Source organism: Sulfitobacter sp. PR48, from assembly GCF_028807335.1.
GTDB lineage: Bacteria > Pseudomonadota > Alphaproteobacteria > Rhodobacterales > Rhodobacteraceae > Sulfitobacter.
In genome coordinates, this window is record NZ_JARAMM010000002.1 from 64,167 (window position 1) to 90,001 (window position 25,835).

The window sequence follows — 25,835 nt, forward strand, 5'->3', positions numbered from 1 at the left end:
TCTGACTGAGCGCTGGGCAAGCAGATCGCTGCCACACATAAAAATCGGCTGGAGAGCACATGCTGGGTATCGGAACAATCGCCAAAAAGGTCTTTGGCACGCCAAACGATCGCAAAATCAAGGCGACCCGCCCGCTGGTGGATCAGATCAATGCACTGGAACCAGACTTTGAAAAGCTGACCGACGCCGGCATCAAGGACAAGACAGAGGAGCTGGCCAAACGCGCCCTGTCAGGTGAAAGCCTTGACAACCTCCTGCCCGAAGCCTTTGCCAACTGCCGCGAGGCTGCCCGCCGCACACTGGGCCTGCGCGCCTTTGACACGCAGCTGATGGCGGCGATTTTCCTGCATCAGGGCAATATCTCGGAACAGAAGACGGGCGAAGGCAAGACACTGACCGCGGCCCTGGCAGCCTATCTGAATGCACTGTCCGGCAAGGGCGTGCATGTGGTGACCGTCAACGAATATCTGGTGAAACGCGACGCCGACTGGATGGGCAAGGTGTTCAATGCGCTGGGCCTGACCTGTGGTGCCGCCGTGTCGCAGATGCCCGAAGACGCCAAGCGCGCGGCATATGAATGTGACATTACCTATGCCACCAACAACGAGCTCGGATTCGACTATCTGCGCGACAACATGAAGTCGAACCTCGACGAAATTCTGCAAAAGAATCACAACTATGCCATCGTGGACGAGGTCGACAGCATCCTGATCGACGAGGCGCGGACGCCGCTGATCATCTCCGGTCCTGCGCAGGACCGTTCCGAGATGTATGTCACCATCGACAAGGTGATCCCGCTGCTGCAGCCCGAACATTATGAGCTCGACGAAAAGACCCGCAACGTCACCTTCACCGACGAGGGCAACGAGTTCCTGGAAGAACAACTGCGCGCCCGGTCGCTGCTGGAGGACGGTCAGACCCTTTATGACCCTGAAAGCACCACCATCGTGCACCACGTCAACCAGGGCCTGCGCGCACACAAGCTGTTCCTGAAAGACCGCGATTACATCGTGCGCGACGGCGAGGTGATGCTGATCGACGAATTCACCGGCCGGATGATGCAGGGCCGCCGCCTGTCGGACGGGCTGCACCAGGCGATCGAGGCCAAGGAAGGCACCACGATCCAGCCAGAGAACGTGACCCTCGCCTCTGTGACCTTCCAGAACTATTTCCGGCTTTATGACAAGCTGGCCGGGATGACCGGCACCGCGCTGACCGAAGCCGAGGAATTCCAGGAAATCTATGGTCTGGGTGTGGTCGAAGTGCCGACAAACCTGCCCATCGCCCGTGTCGACGAAGATGATGCCGTTTATCGCAGCGTTCAGGAAAAATACGATGCGATGATCGAAAAGGTGAAAGAGGCAAATGCTAAGGGGCAGCCTTGCCTTGTTGGCACCACCTCCATCGAGAAATCCGAACAGCTGAGCCAGCTGCTGACGGCTGCGGGCATTGAACACAACGTCCTGAACGCGCGCCAGCACGAACAGGAAGCGCAGATCATCGCCGATGCGGGCAAGTTCGGGGCCGTGACCATCGCCACCAACATGGCCGGGCGCGGCACCGACATCCAGTTGGGCGGCAATGTGGAACTGAAGGTGCTCGAAGCACTGGACAATGACCCCGAAGCGGACCCCGAAAAGATCCGGGCAGAGATCGAAGCCCAGCATGCGGACGAAAAGCAAAAGGTGCTTGAGGCCGGGGGGCTTTACGTTCTGGCCTCTGAACGGCACGAAAGCCGCCGGATCGACAACCAGTTGCGCGGCCGCTCGGGCCGTCAGGGTGATCCGGGACGCACCTCGTTTTTCCTGTCGTTGGAAGACGACCTGATGCGCATCTTTGGCTCTGAACGTCTGGAAAAGGTTCTGACCACACTTGGCCTGAAAGAAGGCGAAGCGATCATTCACCCCTGGGTCAACAAGTCGCTGGAACGCGCACAGGCCAAGGTGGAGGGGCGCAATTTTGACATCCGCAAACAGCTGCTCAAATTCGACGATGTGATGAACGAACAACGCAAGGTCATCTTTGGCCAGCGCCGCGACATCATGGAAGCGGAGGACCTGAACGAGATCGTCACCGATATGCGCCATCAGGTGATCGACGATCTGATCGACACCTATATGCCGCCGCGCACCTATGCGGATCAATGGGACACACAAGGGTTCTATGCGGCCGTGATCGAACATCTGAACATCGACCTGCCGATCATCGCCTGGTGCGAGGAAGAGGGCGCGGACGACGAGGTGATCCGCGAGCGCCTGATCGAGGCAACGGACAAGATGATCGCACAAAAAACCGAAGCCTTTGGCCCGGAAAACATGCGCACCATCGAAAAACAGCTTTTGTTGCAATCGATTGACGGCAAATGGCGCGACCATCTGATGACCCTTGAGCATCTGCGGTCCGTTGTCGGGTTCCGGGGTTATGCGCAGCGTGACCCGCTGAACGAATACAAGAACGAAAGCTTTCAGCTGTTCGAAAGCATGCTGGACAGCCTGCGCCAGGACGTGACTCAGAAACTGTGTCAGGCGCAGCCGGTGTCCGCGGAAGAGCGCAACGCCTTCATGCAGGAGATCGCGCAGCGGCAGGCGGCAATGCAAAAGGCCGCAGATGCGGGCGCGCAGGAACCGAATGTGCCGGCGCCCTCCCCGGTTGCCGCTGCAGAGGGCTTTGTCGAGGATGATCCGACCACATGGGGCAACCCGTCACGCAATGACGCCTGCCCTTGCGGATCGGGCAAGAAATTCAAGCATTGCCACGGCCGCCTGTCCTGAGGTGACATCGGGCCTTGTCCCGATTTCGCCCAATTCCCAGCACGTCACCGTCATACGCTAGCCCAGATTCCAAGGCACTCATTCCCTGAACGATTCCTTTTCTGGAGGACAGGTAATGGCGCGTATGAAGGAAATTCTGACGGTTGCAGGCACGCTGGCCTGTGCCATCGGTATCGGCTTTGTCATGCAGAATTCCGATACGGCCAAAGCGCGATACGGCAACCAGGACAGGCCCGCGCCCAGAGAGCTGGAAGATACCGCCACCAGCGCCCTGCTGGATGTGCAGCAGATCAGGCTGACCTCGGGCGAGTTCAAGGGTGCCGATGATCTGCCTGCGACTTCCGCCTTTGCCGCATCGGAGCCCGATGAGAATGTGATCAAGGTGCGCGCACCGCAAAGCGTTCTCGAAGGCCCGCCCGCGCCAGGCTCTGCGGACCCGGTCCCGGCCTGTGACATCACCGCCGAAGCCCAGGCCATTGCGGCGGCCATGGTCAACCTGCGGCTGGATGCGCCCTGTTTTCCGAATGAGCGGGTCACCGTGCACCACAACGGCATGATCTTTACCGAAACCACCGATGCAAAGGGCGCGCTGAACACCACTGTTCCCGCTCTGGCACGTGACGCCATGTTCATCCTGGCCTTCGGCAACGGCGAAGGTGCGGTTGCACAGACCGAGGTTGAGGAACTGATCGACTATGACCGCGCTGTGGTGCAGTGGAAAGGCAATGCCGATTTTGAAATTCACGCCCGCGAATTCGGCGCAAACTACGGCGATGCCGGTCACCACTGGAAAGAAGCCCCCGGCGAGGTGGCCGATGCCGTGATCGGACGCGGTGGTGTGCTGACGCGGCACGGGGATATCGCGGCGGCTGATCCCTTGCTGGCCGAGGTCTATACCTTTCCCAAGGCCGGATCGGAACGGGCTGGCACCATTGCACTGAGCGTCGAAACCGAGGTCACCAAAGCCAATTGCGGCATCGAGGCCGAGGCGCAATCGCTTCAACTGACCGGTGACGGCCAGATCAGAACACAGGACCTGATGCTCTCCGTCCCGGAATGCGATGCGGTTGGCAGCTTTCTGGTGTTGAATAATCTGCTCCAAGACCTGAAAGTCGCGGGAAACTAAAACCGCACTCAGAGGTCCCATGATCTTGCTCAGATGTGCGGCGTTCATCGCCGCACTTTTTCTTTTCTGGCACCATCCGGCCGCCGCGCAGGATGTTTCCCTGACCTCGCGCGATGGCAAGGTCGAAATCAGCGGCATGTTGCTGGGATTTGACGGGGAATTCTACCGCGTCCAGACGGAGTATGGCGAGCTGACGATAGACGGGTCGGGCGTGCTCTGTGCCGGGCCCGGCTGCCCCAACCTCGAAGATTTCGTGGCCGAGGTGCAATTGTCCGGTTCCGCGACAATGGGTGCGGTTCTGATGCCGGCGCTGATTGACGCCTATGGCCAGCGCGCGGATTACCTTGTCACCCGCGAAGACGGCGAGGACCCGACCCGGTTCACCTATCTGTTGTCGCGGCGGGACACGGGCAAACCTGCGGCCCGGTTTTATTTCCGCGCGACCAACACGGATGAGGGGTTTGCCGACCTTCTGGCGGATGAGGCCGATATCGTCATGGCGCTGCGCGAGATCGGGCGCGAGGAACGCATCAATGCCCGCGACGCCGGGATGGGGGATCTGACGGGTGCAAACCGCAGCCGGGTTCTGGCCCTGGATGCGGTGGTGCCGGTTGTGGCCCCGACCAATCCCTTGCGGGCGATTTCACCGCTCATGCTGGCCCGCGCCTTTGCGGGGGAGGTGACCAACTGGCAGGAGCTTGGCGGACCCGATGCGCCGATCGAACTGCATCTGCCCAGCCCGTCCAGCGGTTTGAGCCAGGCAATCGTGGATCAGGTCATGAAGCCGGCGGGGCTGACCCTGGCCGATACGATTGTGCGCCATGCCCTGCCTGAAGACCTGGCAAAGGCCGTGGCCAAAGACAGCCTGTCGCTGGGCATCACCAGCTATGCCGAACAACGCGACACGATGGTGCTGACCCTGGGTGGCACCTGCGGCTTTGCGCTGAACGCCGCGCGGCGGACGATCAAGACGGAAGATTATCCGCTGACGGCCCCCATGTTCCTGTATTTTCCGGCGCGTCGCCTGCCCCTGATCGCGCGGGAGTTTCTGGCCTTTACGCGGGGGCCGGCGGCGCAGAATGTCATCCGGCGCGCGGGGTTTGTGGATCAGGCGCCTGAGGAGATCCCGGTTGAGCAGCAGGGCAACCGTTTCACCAATGCCATTACCGTGGCGGGCGAGGAAATTTCGCTTCAGGAACTGCAGCGGATGACCGCGACGCTTCAGCCGATGGCCCGGCTGACCACGTCTTTCCGCTTCGAGGCTGGGTCGATCCGGCTGGATGCGCAGAGCCGGTCAAACGTGCAGCAGCTGGCGCGGGCGCTGGAACAGGGGCAATATGATGCGCGGCGCATGTTGTTTGTCGGCTTCAGCGACGGGCAGGGGGCCGCGGCGCCGAACCGGGATATCGCCCTGCGTCGGGCCGAGGCGGTGTTGCGTGCAGTCTCTGCCGCCGCGGTCACCGCCAACCTGGAACGCGTTGATCTGGGCGTCGATGCCTTTGGCGAGGCGATGCCGATGGCCTGCGACGATACCGCCTGGGGGCGGCAGGCGAACCGGCGGGTGGAAGTCTGGGTGCGGTGAGGCTTCCGGCACCCAAGCCGCTGTTTTCCCTTACAGGTATCCTTCCGACCGAAAGCTGAGTTCGGTGGATTTCCCGATGATCAGGTGATCGTGCAGGGTGAGCCCAAGCGCCCCGCAAGCCGTCGAGATCTGGTTGGTCATATCAATGTCCAGGCTGGATGGCGTGGGATCGCCCGAGGGATGGTTATGTACAAGGATCAATGCGGAGGCGTTGAGTTCCAGCGCCCGTTTAGCAACCTCTCGGGGATAGACGGGCACGTGATCCACTGTTCCTTTCGCCTGTTCCTCATCCGCGATCAGGACATTCTTGCGATCAAGGTAGAGCACGCGAAACTGCTCCGTTTCGCGGTGGGCCATGGTGGTGTGGCAATAGTCCAAGAGCGCATCCCAACTGGAAACCACCTGTTGTTTCAACACCTTGGCACGGGCAAGGCGTTGCGCTGCCGCCTCGATTATCTTGAGCTCTATGATGACGGCATCCCCGACACCGGGCAGGTCGCGCAGCCGCGATTCAGAGGCAGAGACGACGCGGTTGAAGTCGCCGAAACGATCCATCAGGGCATGTGCCAGGGGTTTGACATCGCGGCGGGGAATGGCGCGGAACAGGACCAGTTCCAGCAGTTCGTAATCCGGCATGGCGGCGGGACCGCCGGCCATGAACCGCGCCCGCAGGCGCTGGCGGTGATCCTTGATATAGGAGGGCTGCCTGCCCGTTACCGGCGCGGTTTCTGCCGCTTCGTCCAGCAGATAGGGGAGGGGCTGTTCATTGAATTGAGCCATGCCCGAGGGTCACCCGAGTCTGGTTACCAATGGGTTAATGGCGCCCGGAATTCAGGTTGGCACACGAAGCGGGCCTGTGCCATGCATCTGTCGGACCGGAGCGCACGCCGGAGAATATCCGGCGTGCTGGTTACCCCTTCATCGAATCCCAGAAACTTTTGACGCTGGAAAAGAAGCTGCTGCTTTCGGGGTTGTTCTCGGACGACAGGTCCTCGAATTCCCGCAGCAGTTCCTTTTGCCGCGATGTCAGGTTCACCGGAGTCTCGACCGCCAGTTCGATGATCATGTCGCCGGTGCCGCCGCCGCGCAGGGGGGGCATGCCCTTGCCGCGCAGGCGCATCTGGCGGCCCGACTGGCTGCCGCTGGGGATCTGCACCCGGCCACGACCGCCGTCGATGGTAGGCACCTCGATGTTGCCGCCCAGGGCCGCAGTGCTCATCGACACGGGCACCCGGCAGAACAGGTTCGGGCCGTCGCGATCGAAGAGCTCGTGCTCCTTTACCTCGATGAAGATATAGAGGTCGCCCGAGGGGCCGCCCCGCATCCCGGCCTCGCCCTCGCCTGCCAGGCGGATGCGGGTGCCGGTTTCGACACCGGCGGGGATGTTGACACTGAGCGAGCGGTCTTTCTCCACCCGGCCGGCGCCACGGCAGGTCTTGCAAGGGTTCTTGACGATCTGGCCCATGCCGGAACAGGTGGGGCAGGTGCGTTCAACGGTGAAGAAGCCCTGCTGCGCGCGGACCTTTCCCATGCCCGAACAGGTCGGACAGGTTGTCGGCTCTGCGCCGCCTTCCGCGCCGGAGCCGTTACAGGATCCGCATTGCACGGAGGTTGGCACATTGATCGACTTTTGCAGGCCCGAATAGGCGTCTTCCAGCGAGATGCCGAGGTTGTAGCGCAGGTCGGCCCCGCGCGCCGCGCGACGGCCACCGCCGCCCGCGCCACCGCGACCGCCCATGAAGTCGCCAAAGAGGTCGTCGAAAACATCCGAGAAAGCGGAAGAGAAATCGCCCTGACCGCCGCCAAAGCCGCCGCCGGGGCGTCTGCCGCCACCGCCGCCACCCATGCCACCTTCAAAGGCGGCATGTCCGAAACGGTCATAGGCTGCTTTCTTGTCCGCGTCTTTCAGTACTTCGTAGGCTTCGTTGGCTTCCTTGAACTTCGCTTCGGAATCGGCGCTGTCCTTGTTCCGGTCCGGGTGAAATTCCTTGGCCTTCTGACGATAGCCCTTCTTGATCTCGTCGGCGGATGCGCCTTTGGAGACACCAAGCACCTCGTAGTAATCACGTTTTGCCATGGATCATGTCCTTTTGCTGGAACGTGAAGGGCCGGCCCGTCTGGATCGGACCGGCCCTGTCAGTGGTTCCCTCGCGCGGGATTACGCGCGCTTGTCGTCGTCGAGGTCTTCGAACTCGGCATCGACGATGTCGTCGTCGCCACCGCTGCGGGAGGCCTGCTCATCGGCAGCTTCCGCCATGTCGTCGCCGTCTTCCTGCGCGGCCTTATAGATCGCCTCGCCCAGTTTCATGGCAGCTTCGGTCACGTTCTGGATGCCGGACTTGATCTTGTCGGCACTGTCGGATTCCAAATCGTCCTTGAGCGCGGCAATGGCCAGTTCGATGGCTTCGACGGTGGTCGGATCGACCTTGTCGGAATGCTCTTCCACGGACTTTTCGGTCGAGTGGATGAGGCTTTCCGCCTGGTTCTTCGCCTCGATCAGCGCGCGGCGCTCCTTGTCGGATTCCGCGTTCTCTTCGGCGTCCTTGACCATCTTTTCGATGTCTTCATCGCTGAGACCACCCGAGGCCTGGATCGTGATCTTCTGCTCCTTGCCGGTGCCCTTGTCGAGCGCACCAACCGACACGATGCCGTTTGCGTCGATGTCGAAGGTCACTTCGATCTGGGGCATGCCGCGCGGGGCAGGCGGGATGTTTTCCAGGTTGAAGGCACCGAGGATCTTGTTGTCGGCGGCCATCTCACGCTCACCCTGGAAGACCCGGATGGTGACCGCGTTCTGGTTGTCTTCAGCGGTCGAGAAGACCTGCGACTTTTTCGTCGGGATCGTGGTGTTGCGGTCGATCAGGCGGGTGAACACGCCACCCAGCGTTTCGATGCCCAGCGACAGCGGGGTTACGTCGAGCAGGACCACGTCCTTGACGTCGCCTTGCAGAACGCCGGCCTGAATGGCGGCGCCCAGTGCCACGACCTCATCGGGGTTCACGCCTTTGTGGGGTTCTTTCCCGAAGAACTTCGTCACTTCTTCCACGACTTTCGGCATGCGGGTCATACCACCCACAAGCACGACTTCGTCGATGTCGGAGGCCGAAAGGCCCGCGTCCTTGAGCGCGTCCTTGCAGGGCTTCAGCGAGGCCTTGATCAGGTCGCCCACCAGGCTTTCCAGCTTGGCGCGGGTCAGTTTCATGACCATGTGCAGCGGCTGACCGTTGGCACCCATGGAGATGAACGGCTGGTTGATCTCTGTCTGGCTGGAGCTGGACAGTTCGATCTTGGCTTTTTCAGCGGCTTCTTTCAGACGCTGCAGCGCCATCTTGTCCTGGGTCAGGTCGACGTTGTGCTCTTTCTTGAACTCACCGGCGAGGTAGTTGACGATGCGCATGTCAAAGTCTTCACCACCCAGGAAGGTGTCCCCGTTGGTGGATTTGACTTCGAAAAGGCCGTCGTCGATTTCCAGGATGGTCACGTCGAATGTACCGCCGCCAAGGTCATAGACCGCGATGGTTTGCGTGTTTTCCTTGTCCAGGCCATAGGCCAGCGCGGCCGCTGTCGGTTCGTTGATGATCCGCAGCACTTCCAGACCGGCGATCTTGCCCGCGTCCTTGGTTGCCTGGCGCTGGGCGTCGTTGAAATAGGCCGGAACGGTGATGACCGCCTGGGTCACTTCTTCGCCAAGATAGCTCTCGGCGGTTTCTTTCATCTTGCCGAGGATGAAAGCGGAGATCTGGGAGGGGGAGTATTTCTCGCCCTTGGCCTGAACCCATGCGTCGCCATTGCCGCCGTCGATGACGGAGAAGGGCAGGTTCTTTTTGTCCTTGGCGAGATCCGTGTCGTCGTTGCGACGGCCGATCAGGCGCTTGACGCCAAAAATGGTGTTGTCGGGGTTGGTGACAGCCTGGCGTTTTGCAGGCTGGCCGACGAGACGTTCGTCGTCGGTGAAGGCCACGATGGAAGGTGTTGTGCGCGCGCCTTCCGCGTTTTCGATCACGCGGGGCTGGCTGCCGTCCATGATGGCGATACAGGAGTTGGTAGTTCCAAGGTCAATGCCGATTACTTTGGCCATGTTTTCGATCCCTCATGCTATTCAAGGCGATGACACGAGGCGCAGGCCCGTTACGGCACCCTTGCCCCGATCTGGTTGAGACTGAATGCGGCTGCATCCAGCGGTTCGGAGGGTATATAGGGAGCGGCCAAGGACCTCGCAACCGTTTCAATGGGGCGGTGTGGAGGATTTTGGGCGGATTTTGCGCAATTTTTCCGGATCATGTGGATCAGGTGACACGTTCAGGCGTCCGGCGCGCCGGAAAGTTCGGGAGGCCGGTCCTGGCATCTGTCCGGCTGCCCGCCTTACCGCCGCGCGTTCCAGCTGAGCGATGCGTGTCTGCGGGTGTAGAATTCGCCCATCAGGCCGATGACCAGAAAGGCCAGGCCGACCCACATGGCGTATTCCCAGTTCGTGTAGCGGGGATTGTAGTTGATGAAGGCATAGCCGCGCGCCTGGTCGATGACGTGGAACAAAGGGTTCCAGTCGAACATCGCCAGCATGAAGCCGGGCAGCGTGTTGGCCACGAACATCTTGCCCGAGGCGATCATGTTGGCGCGCTGGTAGACCATGCTGAACATGCTGACCACCGTGGGGAACCATGGTTTCATCGCCAGCAGGACAAGGCCCAGCGCGCAGCCGGTGAACCAGGCGATCAGCAGCATGCCGAAGGCGGCAATCGGCTGATCAATTTCAAGGGGGGTCCAGGCCACATGGTAGGCAAACAGGATCACGAACAGCGACAGGACCTGGATGTAGAGCGCGCCCACGGCAGCGGAGGCGATCGCGATGATGGTGTTCATCGGCGCGTGCTGCATCATCGGGCTGGCGGGCCCTTCGGAACCTGCGACGGCGCCCAGCGCCTTGGTATGTGTCAGGTAAAGAAAGATGCCCGACATGATGTAGACCAGAAAATCACCGCGCAGCGCGGCACTGCGCATGCCCAGGATGGAGAACATCACATAAAAGGCGGCGACGAACATGATCGCCTGAAGCATATTGGTGAAGATCGCGACAAAGGCGTTGTTGTGTTGCTTGCGCACGGATCGGACGACAGAATGATAGATCAGTTCGGCCATCGCCATGGCGGAACTGAAGCCGCCTTTGGGTTTGCGGGTGGACTGGAACATTTGGTCTGCCTTTTGATCTGCGCGAAGCTGACACGGATTTCTTGCCGTTCCGTTAGTGCCGCAGCATAAGGGGGGCTGACCGACTAATCAACGAAAGCGATAGAGGCAGCTTGTTATGGACTATAATAAATTGGTGACTGTGATGCGGAAACTCTCGCTGGAGGCGGGGGACAAGATCATGGAGATTTACGGCCAGGACGATTTCGACGTGAAGGCCAAATCCGATGACAGCCCGGTCACAGCCGCCGATGAAGCTGCTGATGCCATCATCTCGGCGGGGTTGCGGGCGGCATTTCCCGATGTGGCGCTGGTCACCGAGGAACAGGCGGCGACACATGCGGCACAGGGCGATACCTTTCTGATCGTGGATCCGCTGGACGGCACCAAGGAATTCATCCACCGGCGGGGCGATTTCACCGTGAACATCGCGCTGGTCGAGGGCGGTGTGCCCACGCGCGGTGTGGTCTATGCCCCGGCGAAATCGCGCATGTTCTTTACCCGGGCCGATGGGCAGTCGGTCGAAGAGACAGGTGAATTCAACAAGGACACGGTGGGTCAGGTCGCGCCCATATCCGTCTCTGACTCGGACAATTCGGCCCTGATGGTGGTGGCGTCCAAGTCGCACCGTGATCAGGCGACGGATGATTACATCGCGAAATATGCGGTCAAGGACATGAAGAGCGCCGGGTCCTCGCTGAAGTTCTGTCTGGTGGCGACCGGCGAGGCGGACCTTTACCCCCGGGTCGGGCGCACGATGGAATGGGATACGGCTGCGGGCCATGCGGTATTGCTGGGAGCCGGCGGTGCGGTGGTGCGTTTTCACGATCTGACGCCCCTGACCTATGGCAAGGAGGGCTTTGCCAATCCATTCTTCATCGCCCATGCGCCGGGCGTCGATCTGAAGCCGGCCTGATGTCTGTTCTGGTTGTCATTCCGGCGCGCTATGCCTCTACGCGGTATCCGGGCAAGCCGCTTGCGGCGCTGAAGGGGGCAAGTGGCGTGTCGCGGAGCCTGATCGAGCGGTCCTGGCATGCTGCCAGCGCGGTGCAGGGAGTGGACCGTGTGGTGGTGGCGACGGATGATGACCGGATCCGGCAGGCGGCCGAAGGATTCGGGGCGGAGGTTGTCATGACCTCGGCCGATTGCGCCAATGGCACCGAGCGATGTGCGGAGGCGCATCAGGCGCTGGGCGGCGGATTTGATATTGTCGTCAACCTGCAGGGCGATGCGCCGCTGACACCGCATTGGTTTGTCGAAGGTCTGGTCGCGGGGCTGCGCAACGCGCCCGAAGCGGGCATCGCCACGCCGGTGCTGCGCTGTGACGGGGCCGCGCTGAACAGTCTGCTGGCCGACCGCAAGGCAGGCCGCGTCGGCGGTACAACTGCCGTTTTCGCAGCGGATCACCGGGCGCTCTACTTTTCCAAGGAGGTCGTGCCCTTCACGTCAAAGCCCTATGCAGAGACTGAACAGACCCCGGTTTTTCACCATGTTGGTGTCTATGCCTATCGACCCGACGCGCTGGCGGCCTATCCGACCTGGCCCTCGGGCCCGCTGGAGCAGCTGGAGGGGTTGGAGCAGCTGCGGTTCATGGAGCATGGCGAATCCGTTCTTTGCGTTGAGGTAGAGGCGCGGGGGCGTGCCTTCTGGGAACTGAACAACCCCGAAGATGTGCCGAAGATCGAGGGCATGATGGCGCAGATGGGCCTTGAATGAGCGATCCGACGGTCAGCGTGGTGATCGTCAGCCGGGGCCGTCCCGATGCCCTGCGACGCTGCCTGACCGGCGTTTCACAGCTTCAGTATCCCGCTTTCGAGGTCGTGGTTGTCGCTGATCCTGCCGGGGTCGATGCGGTGCAGGTCGGCGGATTTGCCGATGATCTGAAGGTTGTGCCCTTTGATGAGGCCAATATCTCGGCCGCGCGCAATCTGGGCATCGGTCAGGCCGCAGGTGAGATCGTTGCCTTTATTGACGACGATGCCGTGCCGGAGCCGCAGTGGCTGCGCCATCTGGTTCAGCCCGCCGGCAGACCCGAGGTTGCCGCGATGGGGGGCTATGTAAGGGGGCGCAACGGCATATCCTTTCAATGGCGCGCCCGCAGCCTTGATTCGCTGGGTGAGGCGCAGGAGCTGGACCTGCATCCGCGCCAACCGACAGTGCTGCACCCGCCCAAGGGGCGCGCGATCAAGACCGAAGGCACAAACATGGCGTTCCGGCGTGATGTGCTGGTGGCGCTGGGGGGATTTGACCCTGCATTCCATTACTTTCTGGATGAGACCGACCTGAACATGCGTCTGGGTCGGGCCGGACATGCCACGGCAATTGTACCGCTGGCAGAGGTGCATCACGGATTCGCCGCCAATGCGCTGCGCGGACCGGACAGGGTGCCCCGGGATCTGTTTGATATCGGGGCCAGCTGGGCGGTATTCCAGCGCAAGCATATCGACCCGTCCGGACATGCCGAACAATGGGCGCGGCTGCGCCGGTCAGAGCGGCAGCGGCTGTTGCGTTATCTTGTTTCCGGCCCGCTGGAACCTGCGCAATTGCGGCGGCTGATGAAACGGCTTGATCAGGGCTATGCCGAAGGCAAAGTGCGTGAACTGACAGCCGCCCGGATCGCCACGCATCCGCAGACCCCCTTTGCGCCCTTCCCCGCCGTGCCCCGCCGCTGTGCCGTTGTCGCGACGCGCCCCTTCCGGCTGCGCCGGGACCGGCAGATTGCCGCGCAGCGCGTGCGAAACGGCGAGATCATCACCCTGATTTGCCTTTCCCTGACAGCGCGCTACCACAGGGTTAGTTTCGAGCCGGAAGGCTTTTGGATGCAAAGAGGCGGGATATTTGGTAAATCTGATCGTGAAATGCCGATTTTCAGCGCTTTTTCGCGCATGTCACGGCTGAAAAAGGAACAAAACCGCGTTGCCAGTCAGCGCGGATTGCGCGAAGAGTAGCATGCGGTCCAGAACGTAAGGCTGGAAATGATTTTGCTCTGGCTGATCTGAATCAGATATTAATGAGATGAAAAATGTAAAAGAGAATGGCGAAAGCTGTTTCGAAGGGACTTAGGATCAAGATGCGTAAAAAGGTCACAAAAGCAATTTTCCCCGTCGCGGGCCTCGGAACCCGGTTCTTGCCGGCAACCAAATCGGTACCAAAGGAAATCATGACCCTCGTGGACCGGCCGCTGGTGCAATACGCCATCGACGAGGCGCGGGCCGCCGGGATCAAGGAATTCATCTTTGTCACATCCCGCGGCAAGGGTGCGCTGGAGGATTACTTTGACCACGCGCCGCAGCTGGAACAGGAGCTGCGCAAGAAGGGCAAGGAAGAGCTGTTGCAGGCCCTTCAGGACACCAACATGGAAAGCGGCGCGATTGCATATATCCGCCAGCACGAGGCGTTGGGGCTGGGGCATGCGGTGTGGTGCGCGCGGCGGCTGATCGGGAACGAACCCTTTGCGGTGATGTTGCCCGATGACGTGATCGCGGCGGAAAAGCCCTGCCTTCAGCAGATGGTCGAAGCCTATGCGGAAACCGGCGGCAACATGGTCGCCGCGATGGAGGTGGAGCCGGAGCGCGCGTCGTCCTACGGGATGCTCGATATATCCGAAGACATGGGCCACATGGTCAAGGTCAAGGGCATGGTGGAGAAGCCCAAGGCGGAGGATTCGCCCTCCAACCTCGCGGTGATCGGGCGCTATATCCTTGAGCCATCGGTGCTGCGCAATCTGAACCAGTTGAAATCCGGGTCCGGTGGCGAAATTCAACTGACAGATGCGATTGCCCGCGACATCGAGCAGGGCAATGCGGTTTACGGCTATCGTTTCCGGGGTCAGCGGTTCGATTGCGGCTCCAAATCAGGGTTCCTGCAGGCGACCGTCGCCTTTGGCCTTGCCCGTGAAGAGCTGCGCGACGATCTGCATTCCTACCTCAGCAGCATCATGCAGGTGGACAAGGCCGCGCAATAGCCGCACCGGAAAGGAAAGACATGAGCAATGTTCTGGTGACAGGCGGTGCGGGCTATATCGGGTCGCATGCCTGCAAGGCGCTGCGGGATGCGGGATATACGCCCGTTACCTATGACAACCTCGAAACCGGCTGGCAGGATGCGGTCAAGTTCGGCCCGTTCGAACGGGGCGATCTGCTGGACCGGGCGCGTCTGGACGCGGTGTTTGCGACCTATGCGCCGGTTGCGGTGATGCATTTCGCGGCGCTGAGCCAGGTGGGCGAGGCGATGGCCCAGCCCGGCAGATACTGGCGCAACAATGTCTCGGGATCGCTGACCCTGATCGAGGCGGCAGTGGCGGCGGGCTGCAAGGATTTTGTATTCTCCTCGACCTGCGCCACCTATGGCGATCAGGACAATGTGGTGCTGGATGAAAATTCGGCCCAATACCCGCTGAACGCCTATGGCGCGTCGAAACGTGCGATCGAGGATATTCTGCGCGATTTCGAAGCTTCCGATGGTCTGCGCCACGTGATCTTTCGCTATTTCAACGTGGCCGGGGCGGACCCGGATGGCGAAGTCGGGGAATTCCACCGGCCGGAGACGCATCTGGTGCCGCTGATGCTGGATGCGATTGCGGGCAAGCGCGATGCGTTGACGATCCATGGCACCGATTACGATACGCCCGATGGCACCTGCATCCGCGACTATGTGCATGTCTGCGATCTGGTCGATGCGCATGTTCTGGGTCTGAAATGGCTCGAAGATGGCAAAGGCAGCCGGGTGTTCAACCTTGGCACCGGGTCGGGGTTTTCGGTGCGTGAGGTGCTGACCCACAGCCGCGAGGTGACCAACCACGAGGTGCCCCATGTCGAAGGGCCGCGCCGTGCGGGGGATTGCACCAAGCTGGTGTCAGGTTCACAGCGGGCAGAGACGGAACTGGGCTGGAAACCGCATCGGTCCACGCTCAGACAAATGATCACCGACGCGTGGAGATGGCACCAAACTGGCCATTACGATACATAATTCTGCGCCTGTGCGGCTGCTGGACCTGACCCGCTCATTGCGGCGGGCAGGCCGGGTCGCGACGGGTGTGGACCGTGTCGAACAGGCGTATCTGCGCCGTTTCCTGCAAGAAGACTCTCCCTGTTTCGGTCTGGTGCGCACCGCGCTGGGCTATGTACTGCTGGACCGGGATGGGCTGGAAGGTTTCCTCGCCCGGCTGGAAGGGCGCAGGCCCTGGGGCCGCAGCGGCATCCTGTCCCGGCTGGGGCGGTCGCGGCCGGATGCGGTCCGGCGGGCGGAAAGCGATCTGCGGCGGCTTGCCCTGGCGCGGTCCTGGCGGTCGGCCCTGCCGGGCATGTTGCGGCGGCATTTTCCTGGGGGTTTTGACTATTTCAACACCGGGCACAGCAATCTGACGGAACGCGTCCTGGAGGCCGTCAAAGCCGCGGGCGGTACTGTCCATGTGCTGATTCATGACGTGATTCCGCTGGAATATCCGGCATTCCAGCGCGCGGGCAGTGTGAAAACCTTTGAGGCCAAGCTGCGCCGGGTCAGCGCGCGGGCCGACAGGATCATCTATAATTCAAACGACACCCGGGACCGGACGGAAAGGTATCTTGACGCGATGGGGCGGGTGCCGCCGGGGGTTGTGGCCTACCTTGGCACCGATCTGCCGCGCCCGGATGTAACGGCGCTGCCGGCGGGATTGCCGCCCGAGGGACCCTATTTCGTGACTGTCGGCACGTTGGAGCCGCGCAAGAACCATGCATTCCTGCTCGACCTGTGGGAGGAATTGGGCCCTGCCGCGCCGCCGCTGCTGCTGTGTGGCAGCAGGGGCTGGAACAACGAGGCCTTGTTCGCGCGCCTTGATGCCCTGCCCATGGGCCACCCGGTTCGGGAGCTGCCCCGCCTAGAAGACAAGGCGCTTGCGGCCCTTGTTCAGGGGTCTGCGGGAGCGCTGTTTCCAAGTCTTGCGGAAGGTTTTGGTCTGCCGCCACTGGAGGCGGTACAGCTTGGATCGCGGGTTTTATGCAACGATCTGGAGGTATTACGCGAATTTTTGGGGGAGAATGCCGTTTACGCGTCGGTTTCGGATCGGTATTTGTGGCTGGATATGCTTAACCAGTGGGCAGAGATGCCGGTAGGCGCGGGAAGGAAGATTTCGTTTGTTGGCCCTGATTGGGACAAACACTTCAAGACCGTGTTAAGTTAGAGATGGTAGCGCCTAGAAACGCGGCCATATCGGCAAGGTAGAGGGCGGTTATTGGGTGTTTTGCAGTCATATTGGCTGAGGGTGCAGCGGAAGCGATGGCGTGTCCGTGCCCTGCGCAAACGTCGCGAACTCAAGCGGGTCGCAAATCGGACCGGACAAATCCGGCCCGACGATCTGCTGTTGTTCTGCACCCAGCGGAACGAAGGTATCCGGCTGCCCTATTTTCTGGATTACTACCGGGAAATGGGCATCGGCCATTTCTTCTTTGTCGACAATGACAGCACCGATGGATCCCTCGACTATCTTGCGGATCAGCCGGATGTTTCGGTGTGGAGCACGACGGCAAGCTACAAACGCGCCCGTTTCGGTGTGGATTGGCTGAACTGGCTGGCCCGCAAATACGCCCATGGGCATTGGGCGCTGACCGTCGATCCCGATGAATTCCTGGTCTATCCGTTCTGCGATACCCGCCCGCTGCGGGCCCTGACGGACTGGCTGGATGCCTCTTCGATCAAATCGTTCTCTGCAATGTTGCTGGATATGTACCCCAAGGGGCGGCTGGACGAGCAGCCCTATCAGGCGGGTCAGAACCCGATCGAGATTGCCACCTGGTTCGACAGCGGCAATTACACCATTTCGCGCAATCACCTGTTCACCAACCTGTGGATTCAGGGGGGGCCGCGTGCGCGTGTCTTCTTCCCCGACGCGCCGGCAAAGGCACCGGCCCTGAACAAGGTGCCATTGGTGAAATGGGACAAACGCTATACCTATGTCAGCTCCACCCACATGCTGCTGCCGCGCGGGCTGAATCAGGTCTATGACGAATGGGGTGGTGAAAAGGCATCGGGTGTGTTGCTGCATGCCAAGTTCATTGACACTTTCGGCGCCAAGGCCGCAGAGGAGCTGGAGCGGTCGCAGCACTATGCCGGTTCCGTCGAATACAAGGCCTATGCCGACCGGCTGAAGCACGACCCGCAGCTTTGGTGCAAATGGTCAGAACGTTACATCAACTGGCGACAGCTTGAGATTCTCGGCCTGATGTCGAAGGGAAACTGGGCATGACGGTCGGGATTGTCATGTTGGTGCATACCGCACTGGGCCGGGCCGAGCAGGTGGCGCGCCACTGGTCGGCGGCTGGCTGCCCCGTGGTGATCCATGTCGACAAGGGCGTTCCGCGCCGGACCTATGATGCCTTTGTCAATGCGATGGCTGACCGGAAGGATGTCTCCTTCAGCACCCGCTACCGGTGCGAATGGGGCACCTGGGGCATTGTCGCCGCATCGCAAAGCGCGTCGGAACAGCTGCTGGCCAGCTATCCGGAGATCAAACATGTCTACCTGGCGTCCGGGTCCTGTCTGCCGTTGCGTCCGGTGCAGGAGCTGATTGATTATCTGGACGAACGCCCCAACACCGATTTCATCGAAAGCGCGACAACAGCCGATGTGCCCTGGACCGTGGGCGGGCTGGACGAAGAACGGTTTACCATGCATTTTCCGTTCTCCTGGAAAAAGCGGCGCTATTTCTTTGACAAGGCGGTGGCGGTACAGCGCTTTCTCGGGCTCAAACGCAAGATGCCGCATGGGATCGTGCCGCATATGGGCTCGCAATGGTGGTGCCTGTCGCGCCGCACGTTGTCCGCGATCCTGCAGGACCCGGAAAGACCCGCATACGACCGGTTCTTCAGACATGTCTGGATCCCGGATGAATCCTATTTCCAAACGCTTTCGCGGCTGTATTCCGAGAAGATCGAAAGCCGTTCCCTGACGCTGTCCAAGTTCGATTTTCAGGGTAAGCCGCATATTTTCTACGACGACCACCTGCAATTGCTGCGGCGGTCAGACTGCTTTGTCGCGCGCAAGATCTGGCCCTATGCCGATCGCCTGTACGAGGCATTTCTGACCGATGTTGCGGGTGCCATGAAAAAGACGGAGCCGAACCCCGGCAAGATCGACAGGATCTTCTCCAAGGCGGTGGAGCGGCGGACGCGCGGGCGGTCGGGCCTGTACATGCAAAGCCGCTTTCCCAACGAAGATTGGGAAAACGGTGTCACGGCGGCACCCTATTCGATGTTCCAGGGCTTTGCCGAATTGTTCGAGAATTTCGAACCCTGGCTGGCCAAGGCAACCGGCGCGCGGGTGCATGGCCATCTGTTTGCCGCGGATGGTGTGCATTACGCGGACGGGCAGACAGCCATCAACGGGGCCTTGTCGCAATCCGCGACGCTGCGCGATTATAACAGCAAGGCGTTCCTGACCAATCTGATCTGGAACACCCGGGGTGAGCGGCAGTGTTTCCAATTCGGCCCGGCAGACAACCAGGATATCAACTGGCGGGTGGCAAAGGACCCGAACGCGCAGGTTTCCGTTATCACCGGGGCCTGGGCGGTGCCGTTGTTCCGGTCCAACCTGGATTTTGCAAAGATCCGCACAATTGCCGCGCATCTGCAAAAGGTCGAAAGCGAACATATGGATATCCTGCGGTCGCCCTATTCCAAGGCCCGCGTGCGCATCTGGACCATGGCGGAATTCATCGAGGCACCGATGGAGCCTTTGCAGGGGATACTGGATGAGATCGGGCGCACCAAATTGCGCCGCCTGTCCGAAGCCCCCAAGATGGTTGATCTGAGTGGTTTCGGCCAGTTCCTGCAAAACCTGAAGAACCAGGGGATGCACCCCTATCTGATGGGCGATTTTCCGGCCGAGCGCGGTGTCGCGTCAAATCAGAAAACCCAGCGCAAACCCTATCTGGTACAGTAAGACATGGCCGAGAAATTCCACAGCTTTGTCGTGTTTGCAGAGATGCGCACGGGGTCGAATTTTCTGGAAACAAACCTGAATGCCTTTGGCGGTATCTCCTGTCATGGGGAGGCGTTCAACCCGCATTTTCTGGGCTACCCGCACAATGAACCGATCCTGGGAATTGATCAGAAGACGCGCGACCGGGATCCGCATCTGCTGTTGAACGCCATGCGCGGAAACACGGCGCGGCTCAGCGGTTTCCGGTATTTCCACGATCATGATCCGCGCGTTTTCGATGCGATCATGGACGATCCGAAATGCGCCAAGATCATCCTGACCCGCAACCCGGTGGACAGCTATGTCAGCTGGAAGATTGCGCAGGAGACAGGGCAGTGGAAGCTGACCGACGTCAAGGCGCAGAAGACGGCGCAGGCGGTCTTTGACGCGCGCGAATTCGAGGCGCATCTTGAGGCGTTGCAGGCGTTTCAGGTGACCTTGCTGAACAGGCTGCAGGTCAGCGGGCAGACGGCTTTCTATGTCGCCTATGACGATCTGCAAAGCGTCGGGGTGATGAACGGGCTGGCGCGCTACCTGGGGGTGGATGAGACGCTGGACGCGCTGGACAGCAATCTGAAAAAGCAAAACCCGAGCCCGATCTCGGCGAAGGTCAGCAACTACGACGAGATGACGGCGGCGCTGTCCCGGCTCGACCGTTTCGATCTGACCCGGACTCCGAATTTCGAACCGCGGCGGGGGCCCAATGTGCCGTCCTATTTTGCTGCGGCGCAGTCGCCCCTGCTCTATCTGCCTCTGCGCTCTGCACCGAGGGTGGAGATCTTGCAGTGGCTGGCGGCATTGGACGGTGTCGGGCGGGGCGCGCTTTGCTCCAAGATGACGCAGAAAGAGCTGCGTGAATGGAAGCGCGATCATCCCGGGCACCGCAGCTTTACCGTGATACGGCACCCGCTGGCACGGGCGCATGACGCCTTCTGTCGTCACATTCTGACGACGGAGAAGGGCAGTTTTGTGCAACTGCGCAAGACCATGATGCGCCGCTATAACATGCCGCTGCCTGCCGACGGACCGGATGCGGGCTATGGCCTTGCGGAACATCGCGCTGCCTTTGCGGCCTTTCTGGTCTGGCTCAAGGGGAACCTCGCGGGTCAGACGGCCATTCGGGTGGATGCGGCGTGGTGCTCGCAGGCACAGGCGATCCAGGGCTTCGGGGAACTGTGCCTGCCTGACCGGATCATCCGCGAAGAGGACATGGTGCAGGACCTGGCTGCGCTGGCGGCTTCGGTCGGGATTGCAGATGCGCCGCCGCCGCCCTTGCCGGATGCCGATCAGCCCTTCACGCTGGATGCGATCTATGACGATGAAATTGAAAAACTTGGCGCGCAGGCCTATCAGCGCGACTATATAACCTTCGGCTTTTCCGCCTGGAGATAGCAGGCGGTCAGGCGGCCTGAACCGAGGGTTCTTCGATCAGGATGGTGTACAGCGTTGCGGGGTCCGGGTTCGCGCGCAGTTTGCTGCATATCGTCTGGTTGCGAAGGGTGCGCGACACCAGAGCAAGCGCCTTGAGGTGCTCGACGCCCGCTTCTTCGGGGGCAAAGAGTGCAAAGGCGATGTCCACCGGCTGCCGGTCAACGGATGAGAAATCGACAGGCCGATCCAGAAGGATGAATGCGCCCACCACCGATTCCAATCCGTCAAGCCGGGCATGGGGCAGGGCCACACCGTGGCCCACACCCGTTGGTCCCAGAGCTTCTCTTGCCATCAGGGCATCAACGACAATGCCTGATTTGAAGCCATAGACAGATTCAACCAGGTCGCCGAGATCCTGCATCAGCCGCTTCTTGCTGGAGGCAGCGTTAACGACTTTAACCGCTTCCGGCTTGAGTAGTTTTGCAAGTTCCATTCGGTTTGTCCTGCTCTCTTGAACGGGTTACCCCGAGCACCTTTTTCAGGGATCAATCCAGCCGATGTTGCCATCTTCGCGGCGATACACGACGTTCAGGCCCTCTTTGCCCTCTTTGCGAAACACCAACACTGGCGCCCCCGCGAGTTCCATCTGCATGACAGCTTCGCCGACAGACAAGGTTGCGATCTTGGTCTGCATTTCCGCGATGATCATGGGTTGGAGGGTATCGGGTTCCTGCGCGTCAGAATCGCTTGTAGAGGCAAGGATATACGAGGAGGCACCGAAGAGTTCAACCGGTACGGCACGGTCTTGGTGGTGATCTTTCAGGCGGCGTTTGTAGCGGCGCAGCTGCTTTTCCATCTTTTCGCTGCAGGCATCGAAGGCGCCATAGATTTCGGTGCTGTGCGCCTTGGCCGATGCGGTCAGACCGGTGGAAAGATGGACGGTCGCCTCACAGACAAACTCGTGTCCCGACTTTGAAAAAATGACCTGTGCGTCCGTCGGACGTTGTGCATATTTCCCGACCGCCGCGCCCAATTCCTCCTGAACGTGGGTTTGTAATGCTTCGCCGATGTCGATCTGCTTGCCGCTGATTTGGTACCGCATAGGTTCTCCTTGTTATCTCTTGTTTGAACAACGCCAAGCGGACCACCAGAGTGGGGCAAGATGATGTTCAAATGCGGAAAAATGGCCGTGCGTCCAGGTAGTTCTTGACCGTGCCTTGGCGTGAAGGCCGGTGCAGTCTCAAACAGGAACGCAGTGTTGCCATGTCTTCATGAGGCCAAGAATACGCTGCAAAGTCAATGGTGATCCCATCTGCGCCAGCCGAATATCGCTGCCTGAAGTTTACGAAATTTTAGGAAATCCGAAAGTTCTCGCCAAGATAAACACGTCGCACGTTTTCGTTCTGCACCACCTCGTCGGGGCTGCCGGACATCAGCACCTTGCCTTCGTGCAGAATATAGGCGCGGTCCACGATTTCGAGCGTTTCCCGGACGTTATGGTCGGTGATCAGAACGCCGATGCCCCGTGTTTTCAGATCCGCGACCAGCAACCGGATGTCGCCGACGGAAATCGGATCAACCCCGGCAAAAGGTTCGTCAAGCAGGAGGTACTTGGGGTTTGCGGCCAGGCAGCGGGCAATCTCGACCCGGCGGCGTTCCCCGCCCGACAGGGCCAAAGCCGGCGCGCGGCGCAGGTGCTCGATGGAGAACTCCGACAGCAGTTCCTCAAGCCGTTCGCGCCGCTTGTGACGGTGCGGCACGGCGATGTCGAGAATCGCGGCGATGTTGTCCTGCACGCTGAGGCCGCGAAAGATGCTCATCTCCTGCGGCAGGTAACCGATGCCAAGCTGCGCGCGACGGTACATGGGCAGCAGGGTCACGTCCTTGCCATCCACGGTGACACTGCCGCCTTCGGGTGTGACCAGCCCGGCAACGGCATAGAATGTCGTGGTCTTGCCCGAGCCATTCGGCCCCAGCAGGGCAACAACTTCGCCCCGGTTCAGGTGCATCGAGAAATCCCGGATCACCGTCTTTTTCCGGTAGGATTTGCGCAGGTGATCTATCTTCAGGCCGGAACTGCCTTCCGCGACCTTCAGGTCAGGGGATGCCATCAGTTGTCGCCACCTGTCTGCAGGATGGTGCGCACCCGGCCGGACATCTGTGCGGTGCCGTCCGAAAGCCGAACGCTCATCTTGTCGGCGGAAAGCGCGCTGGGGCCCTGTGCCAGCAGCACATTGCCCGTCATCACGATGGTGCCGGTGTCGATGTTGTAATCCGCCCGCTCGGATTCAGCGGCGTCCGGGCCGGATACCAGCGTGACACCGCCAGTCGCTTCCAGCCGCGCAATGCCCTTGTTCTGATTGCGGTAGACCACCAGGACGCGGGCGGCGGACAGGCGCAGATCGCCCTGACCGATCATCACGTTCCCGGTAAAGATCGCGGTCCCGGTCTCCTGATCCACGGAGAGGTTGTCGGCGGTCACTTCCACCGGTTGTTTGGTGTCCTGTCGGATGGTGCCAAAGGCGACGCTGGCCCCCTGTGCCAGAAGCGGCCCGGCAAACACGATCAGAAAGACGGGCAGCAACAGGGATCTTAGATGGTTCACGTGGGTCACTCTTCTACCAGTTTGGGGTCGTATATCAGTTTCACGCCGTTTTTGAAAATCAATTGGGTGGCTTCTCCCTCGTTTGAGGTACTGATGACCATGCTTCCCGCATTGAGGGTGCCAATCGGGGTTTGTGCCTGGACCGGCCCGGGGGACCTGACATCCAGATTGGTCATCTGGGTGGTCAGCCGGTCACTTTCAATCATGTAGTTGTTGGAGGTTTCGATCACCACGTTGCCCTCAAGATCAGCACGGTCTTTGGGCATTTCGAAATGGGCGACATTGGCCTGAAGCGTCAGGGTGGTGCCGCCGTGAAGATCCATGACCACCCGCACATCCTCGGCACGGTTCGCGCCGACCTCGTTCTGCGGGGTGGTCAGCTTTTCCGCGGAAAAGGAAATCAGATCGCCGTTGGCGCTGGCACCGGAAAAGAAGGGGCCGGTCACCTGCTGGTCGCGCAGGCGATCCTGAATTTCCTTGTCGGCAAAGGGTATCGCCGTTTCCGGGTCGATGACGCGGGACAGCAGGAAGAGGGTCGACAACAGCGCCAGTGCCAGAAGCGGAAACAGCACCTTGAGCAAGGATACCATGCGCGAATGGCGGTCGGCCTGCATGGTGTTCAACCCAGCCCGACGCGCAGGCAGTCGTGGATGTGCAGCAGGCCGATGAGGATGTCCGGCGCGGCCGGCTCCACCACCAGCAGGCAGGTGATCTTGCGGGCGTTCATGATGCCGACGGCGCGTTCGGCCAGGTCGTCCGGACCGACGGTGATGGGATTGCGTGTCATGACGTCGCGGGCTTTCAGCGCCATCATCCCTTCGATGTGGCGGCCCAGGTCCCCTGTTGTGATGATGCCGATGAGCCGCCCCTCGTCGTCGGAAACGCCGGTGACGCCAAAGGCCTTGCTGCCGATCTCTGCCAATGCGCGGGACATATCCACGTCTTCATGTACCAGCGGCAGGGCGTCACCGCTGTGCATGAGGTCCCGCACCCGGCTGAACTGTGCGCCCAGTTTGCCGCCGGGATGAAAGTTGCGGAAATGTTCGGCGGTGAAGGCGCGGTTTTCCATCAGGGCAACGGCCAGCGCATCGCCCAGCGCCAGTGTCATGGTCGTGGAAATCGTCGGCACCGCCCCGGTCCCACAGGCTTCGCCCAGTTGCGGCAGTGCCAGTATCACGTCCGACTGGCTGCCCAATGCGCTCTCGGGGCGGCTGGTCATGCCGATCAGCGGAATGTCGAAGCGCCGCGAATAGGCAATGAGGTTGCCAAGCTCCGGCGCTTCGCCGGAGTTCGAGATCGCGAGCACGACGTCAGCGGCAGTGATCATGCCCAGGTCGCCATGGCTGGCCTCGGCCGGGTGGACGAATTGGGCTGGCGTGCCGGTGCTGGCCAGGGTCGCCGCGATCTTCTTGGCGATATGGCCGGATTTTCCGATGCCGGTGACAATCACGCGGCCCTTGCAGGCGCGCATCATGTCGATGGCGACGCGAAAACGGTCATCGAGGCTGTCGGCGAGGGTTTCAAGCGCGGCGGATTCGGCGCGGATCACCCGGCGTGCGGTATCCAGAAAGGGTGTTGTCATATGTGTGCAAAGATGTCCGTGTCTGGCCAGCCCAGCAGATCGAGCTTTGCGCGCGAGGGCAGAAAATCAAAGCAGGCCTGCGCAATATCCATCCGGCTCTCACGTTCCAGCATTTCATCCAGCCGGTCACGCAGCTGATGCAGGTACAGAACGTCGGATGCGGCATAGTCAAGCTGCGCGTTGGTCAGTTTGGCAGCGCCCCAGTCGCTGGATTGCTGTTGCTTGGAAATGTCGATGCCCAGCAGCTCCTGAAGCAGTTTTGCCAGCCCGTGCCGATCAGTGTAAGTGCGCACAAGACGGCTGGCAATCTTGGTGCAATAGACCGGTGCCGTCAGGACGCCAAAGGCATTCATCATGGCGGCAATGTCGAAACGGCCAAAATGAAAGAGCTTCAGTACTTCAGGGTCTTGCAGGAGTTTGCAGAGGTTCGGTGCCTCGGTCTGCCCTTTGGCAATCTGGACCAGGTGGGCGTTGCCGTCCCCTGCAGAAAGCTGCACCACGCAGAGCCTGTCGCGGTGCGGGTTCAGGCCCATTGTCTCGCAGTCGATGGCGACAACCGGTCCAAGATCCAGGTCATCAGGCAGATCGTTCAGATGGAGTGTGTTTGTCATGCAGACGCTATATCCTGCCTGCGCTTCTGGGGAAAGCGCGTTGCGTTC

At 60.7% G+C, this 25,835-nt stretch carries 23 protein-coding genes; 12 read left to right on the forward strand and 11 right to left on the reverse strand.

The window, feature by feature from the left end; genetic code table 11:
- Positions 1 to 59: 59 nt before the first annotated feature.
- The 3 genes from secA (at position 60) to PVW51_RS03045 (ending at position 5,479) form a co-directional block, all read left to right on the forward strand.
- On the forward strand, positions 60 to 2,771 hold the full coding sequence (gene secA, locus PVW51_RS03035) for a preprotein translocase subunit SecA (RefSeq protein ID WP_274573566.1): 2,712 nt from the start codon (positions 60 to 62) through the stop codon (positions 2,769 to 2,771).
- Between the two features lie 115 nt (positions 2,772 to 2,886).
- Entirely contained in the window at positions 2,887 to 3,897 is a 1,011-nt protein-coding gene (locus PVW51_RS03040; RefSeq protein ID WP_274573567.1) for a hypothetical protein, read from the forward strand.
- A gap of 19 nt (positions 3,898 to 3,916) precedes the next feature.
- Positions 3,917 to 5,479, forward strand: a complete 1,563-nt coding sequence (locus PVW51_RS03045; protein ID WP_269363330.1) for a phosphate ABC transporter substrate-binding/OmpA family protein — start codon at positions 3,917 to 3,919, stop codon at positions 5,477 to 5,479.
- Between the two features lie 30 nt (positions 5,480 to 5,509).
- On the opposite strand, the gene radC is transcribed toward PVW51_RS03045, so the two are convergent.
- The 4 genes from radC to PVW51_RS03065 all read right to left on the reverse strand — a co-directional run bounded on the left by radC (position 5,510) and on the right by PVW51_RS03065 (position 10,666).
- Positions 5,510 to 6,259 carry a RadC family protein gene (gene radC, locus PVW51_RS03050; protein WP_274573568.1) on the reverse strand — a complete coding sequence of 250 codons (750 nt, stop codon included), beginning with the start codon at positions 6,257 to 6,259 and terminating at the stop codon, positions 5,510 to 5,512.
- A 130-nt stretch (positions 6,260 to 6,389) separates the two neighbouring features.
- The gene (dnaJ, locus tag PVW51_RS03055; RefSeq protein ID WP_269363335.1) at positions 6,390 to 7,556 is read right to left on the reverse strand and encodes a molecular chaperone DnaJ; all 1,167 of its coding nucleotides are present in this window, start codon (positions 7,554 to 7,556) and stop codon (positions 6,390 to 6,392) included.
- An 81-nt stretch (positions 7,557 to 7,637) separates the two neighbouring features.
- Complete coding sequence (dnaK, locus tag PVW51_RS03060; protein WP_269363337.1) at positions 7,638 to 9,557, reverse strand: molecular chaperone DnaK; 1,920 nt, start codon at positions 9,555 to 9,557, stop codon at positions 7,638 to 7,640.
- 284 nt (positions 9,558 to 9,841) lie between these two features.
- The gene (locus tag PVW51_RS03065) at positions 9,842 to 10,666 is read right to left on the reverse strand and encodes an ABC transporter permease (protein WP_269363339.1); all 825 of its coding nucleotides are present in this window, start codon (positions 10,664 to 10,666) and stop codon (positions 9,842 to 9,844) included.
- 115 nt (positions 10,667 to 10,781) lie between these two features.
- Here PVW51_RS03065 and cysQ point away from each other — a divergent pair, with 115 nt between their 5' ends.
- The 9 genes from cysQ (at position 10,782) to PVW51_RS03110 (ending at position 21,010) form a co-directional block, all read left to right on the forward strand.
- Positions 10,782 to 11,579 (forward strand): 3'(2'),5'-bisphosphate nucleotidase CysQ, encoded by a 798-nt coding sequence (gene cysQ, locus PVW51_RS03070; RefSeq protein WP_274573570.1) that lies wholly within the window; start codon positions 10,782 to 10,784, stop codon positions 11,577 to 11,579.
- A complete protein-coding gene (locus PVW51_RS03075; protein WP_274573571.1) occupies positions 11,579 to 12,379 on the forward strand; it encodes a 3-deoxy-manno-octulosonate cytidylyltransferase in 801 nt (266 codons plus the stop codon). Before cysQ ends, PVW51_RS03075 begins: the two co-directional genes overlap by 1 nt.
- A complete protein-coding gene (locus PVW51_RS03080; RefSeq protein ID WP_274573572.1) occupies positions 12,376 to 13,611 on the forward strand; it encodes a glycosyltransferase family 2 protein in 1,236 nt (411 codons plus the stop codon). The genes PVW51_RS03075 and PVW51_RS03080 overlap by 4 nt, the downstream gene beginning before the upstream one ends.
- Positions 13,612 to 13,733: 122 nt before the next feature.
- Positions 13,734 to 14,627: a UTP--glucose-1-phosphate uridylyltransferase GalU gene (gene galU, locus PVW51_RS03085; protein ID WP_274573573.1), complete on the forward strand. Its 894-nt coding sequence runs from the start codon at positions 13,734 to 13,736 to the stop codon at positions 14,625 to 14,627.
- A 20-nt stretch (positions 14,628 to 14,647) separates the two neighbouring features.
- Positions 14,648 to 15,631, forward strand: a complete 984-nt coding sequence (gene galE, locus PVW51_RS03090; RefSeq protein ID WP_269362432.1) for a UDP-glucose 4-epimerase GalE — start codon at positions 14,648 to 14,650, stop codon at positions 15,629 to 15,631.
- Positions 15,632 to 15,641: 10 nt separating this feature from the next.
- Positions 15,642 to 16,823 carry a glycosyltransferase gene (locus PVW51_RS03095; protein ID WP_274573575.1) on the forward strand — a complete coding sequence of 394 codons (1,182 nt, stop codon included), beginning with the start codon at positions 15,642 to 15,644 and terminating at the stop codon, positions 16,821 to 16,823.
- 75 nt (positions 16,824 to 16,898) lie between these two features.
- Positions 16,899 to 17,885 carry a glycosyltransferase family 2 protein gene (locus PVW51_RS03100; RefSeq protein ID WP_269362717.1) on the forward strand — a complete coding sequence of 329 codons (987 nt, stop codon included), beginning with the start codon at positions 16,899 to 16,901 and terminating at the stop codon, positions 17,883 to 17,885.
- Entirely contained in the window at positions 17,882 to 19,579 is a 1,698-nt protein-coding gene (locus PVW51_RS03105; protein ID WP_269362435.1) for a DUF5927 domain-containing protein, read from the forward strand. The genes PVW51_RS03100 and PVW51_RS03105 overlap by 4 nt, the downstream gene beginning before the upstream one ends.
- Positions 19,580 to 19,582: 3 nt before the next feature.
- Entirely contained in the window at positions 19,583 to 21,010 is a 1,428-nt protein-coding gene (locus PVW51_RS03110) for a nodulation protein NodH (RefSeq protein WP_274573576.1), read from the forward strand.
- Between the two features lie 7 nt (positions 21,011 to 21,017).
- On the opposite strand, the gene PVW51_RS03115 is transcribed toward PVW51_RS03110, so the two are convergent.
- The 7 genes from PVW51_RS03115 to PVW51_RS03145 all read right to left on the reverse strand — a co-directional run bounded on the left by PVW51_RS03115 (position 21,018) and on the right by PVW51_RS03145 (position 25,787).
- The gene (locus PVW51_RS03115) at positions 21,018 to 21,482 is read right to left on the reverse strand and encodes a PTS sugar transporter subunit IIA (protein ID WP_269362440.1); all 465 of its coding nucleotides are present in this window, start codon (positions 21,480 to 21,482) and stop codon (positions 21,018 to 21,020) included.
- Between the two features lie 45 nt (positions 21,483 to 21,527).
- Positions 21,528 to 22,091 (reverse strand): ribosome hibernation-promoting factor, HPF/YfiA family, encoded by a 564-nt coding sequence (gene hpf, locus PVW51_RS03120; RefSeq protein WP_269362442.1) that lies wholly within the window; start codon positions 22,089 to 22,091, stop codon positions 21,528 to 21,530.
- Between the two features lie 250 nt (positions 22,092 to 22,341).
- Complete coding sequence (gene lptB, locus PVW51_RS03125; RefSeq protein ID WP_269362444.1) at positions 22,342 to 23,100, reverse strand: LPS export ABC transporter ATP-binding protein; 759 nt, start codon at positions 23,098 to 23,100, stop codon at positions 22,342 to 22,344.
- Positions 23,100 to 23,594, reverse strand: coding sequence for a lipopolysaccharide transport periplasmic protein LptA (gene lptA, locus PVW51_RS03130; protein ID WP_443287406.1), 495 nt, complete (start codon positions 23,592 to 23,594; stop codon positions 23,100 to 23,102). Before lptA ends, lptB begins: the two co-directional genes overlap by 1 nt.
- Before the next feature lie 5 nt (positions 23,595 to 23,599).
- Positions 23,600 to 24,208, reverse strand: coding sequence for an LPS export ABC transporter periplasmic protein LptC (lptC, locus tag PVW51_RS03135; RefSeq protein ID WP_274573577.1), 609 nt, complete (start codon positions 24,206 to 24,208; stop codon positions 23,600 to 23,602).
- A gap of 5 nt (positions 24,209 to 24,213) precedes the next feature.
- Positions 24,214 to 25,176: a KpsF/GutQ family sugar-phosphate isomerase gene (locus PVW51_RS03140; protein ID WP_274573578.1), complete on the reverse strand. Its 963-nt coding sequence runs from the start codon at positions 25,174 to 25,176 to the stop codon at positions 24,214 to 24,216.
- The gene (locus PVW51_RS03145; RefSeq protein WP_274573579.1) at positions 25,173 to 25,787 is read right to left on the reverse strand and encodes a ribonuclease D; all 615 of its coding nucleotides are present in this window, start codon (positions 25,785 to 25,787) and stop codon (positions 25,173 to 25,175) included. The genes PVW51_RS03140 and PVW51_RS03145 overlap by 4 nt, the downstream gene beginning before the upstream one ends.
- Between the last annotated feature and the right edge of the window lie 48 nt (positions 25,788 to 25,835).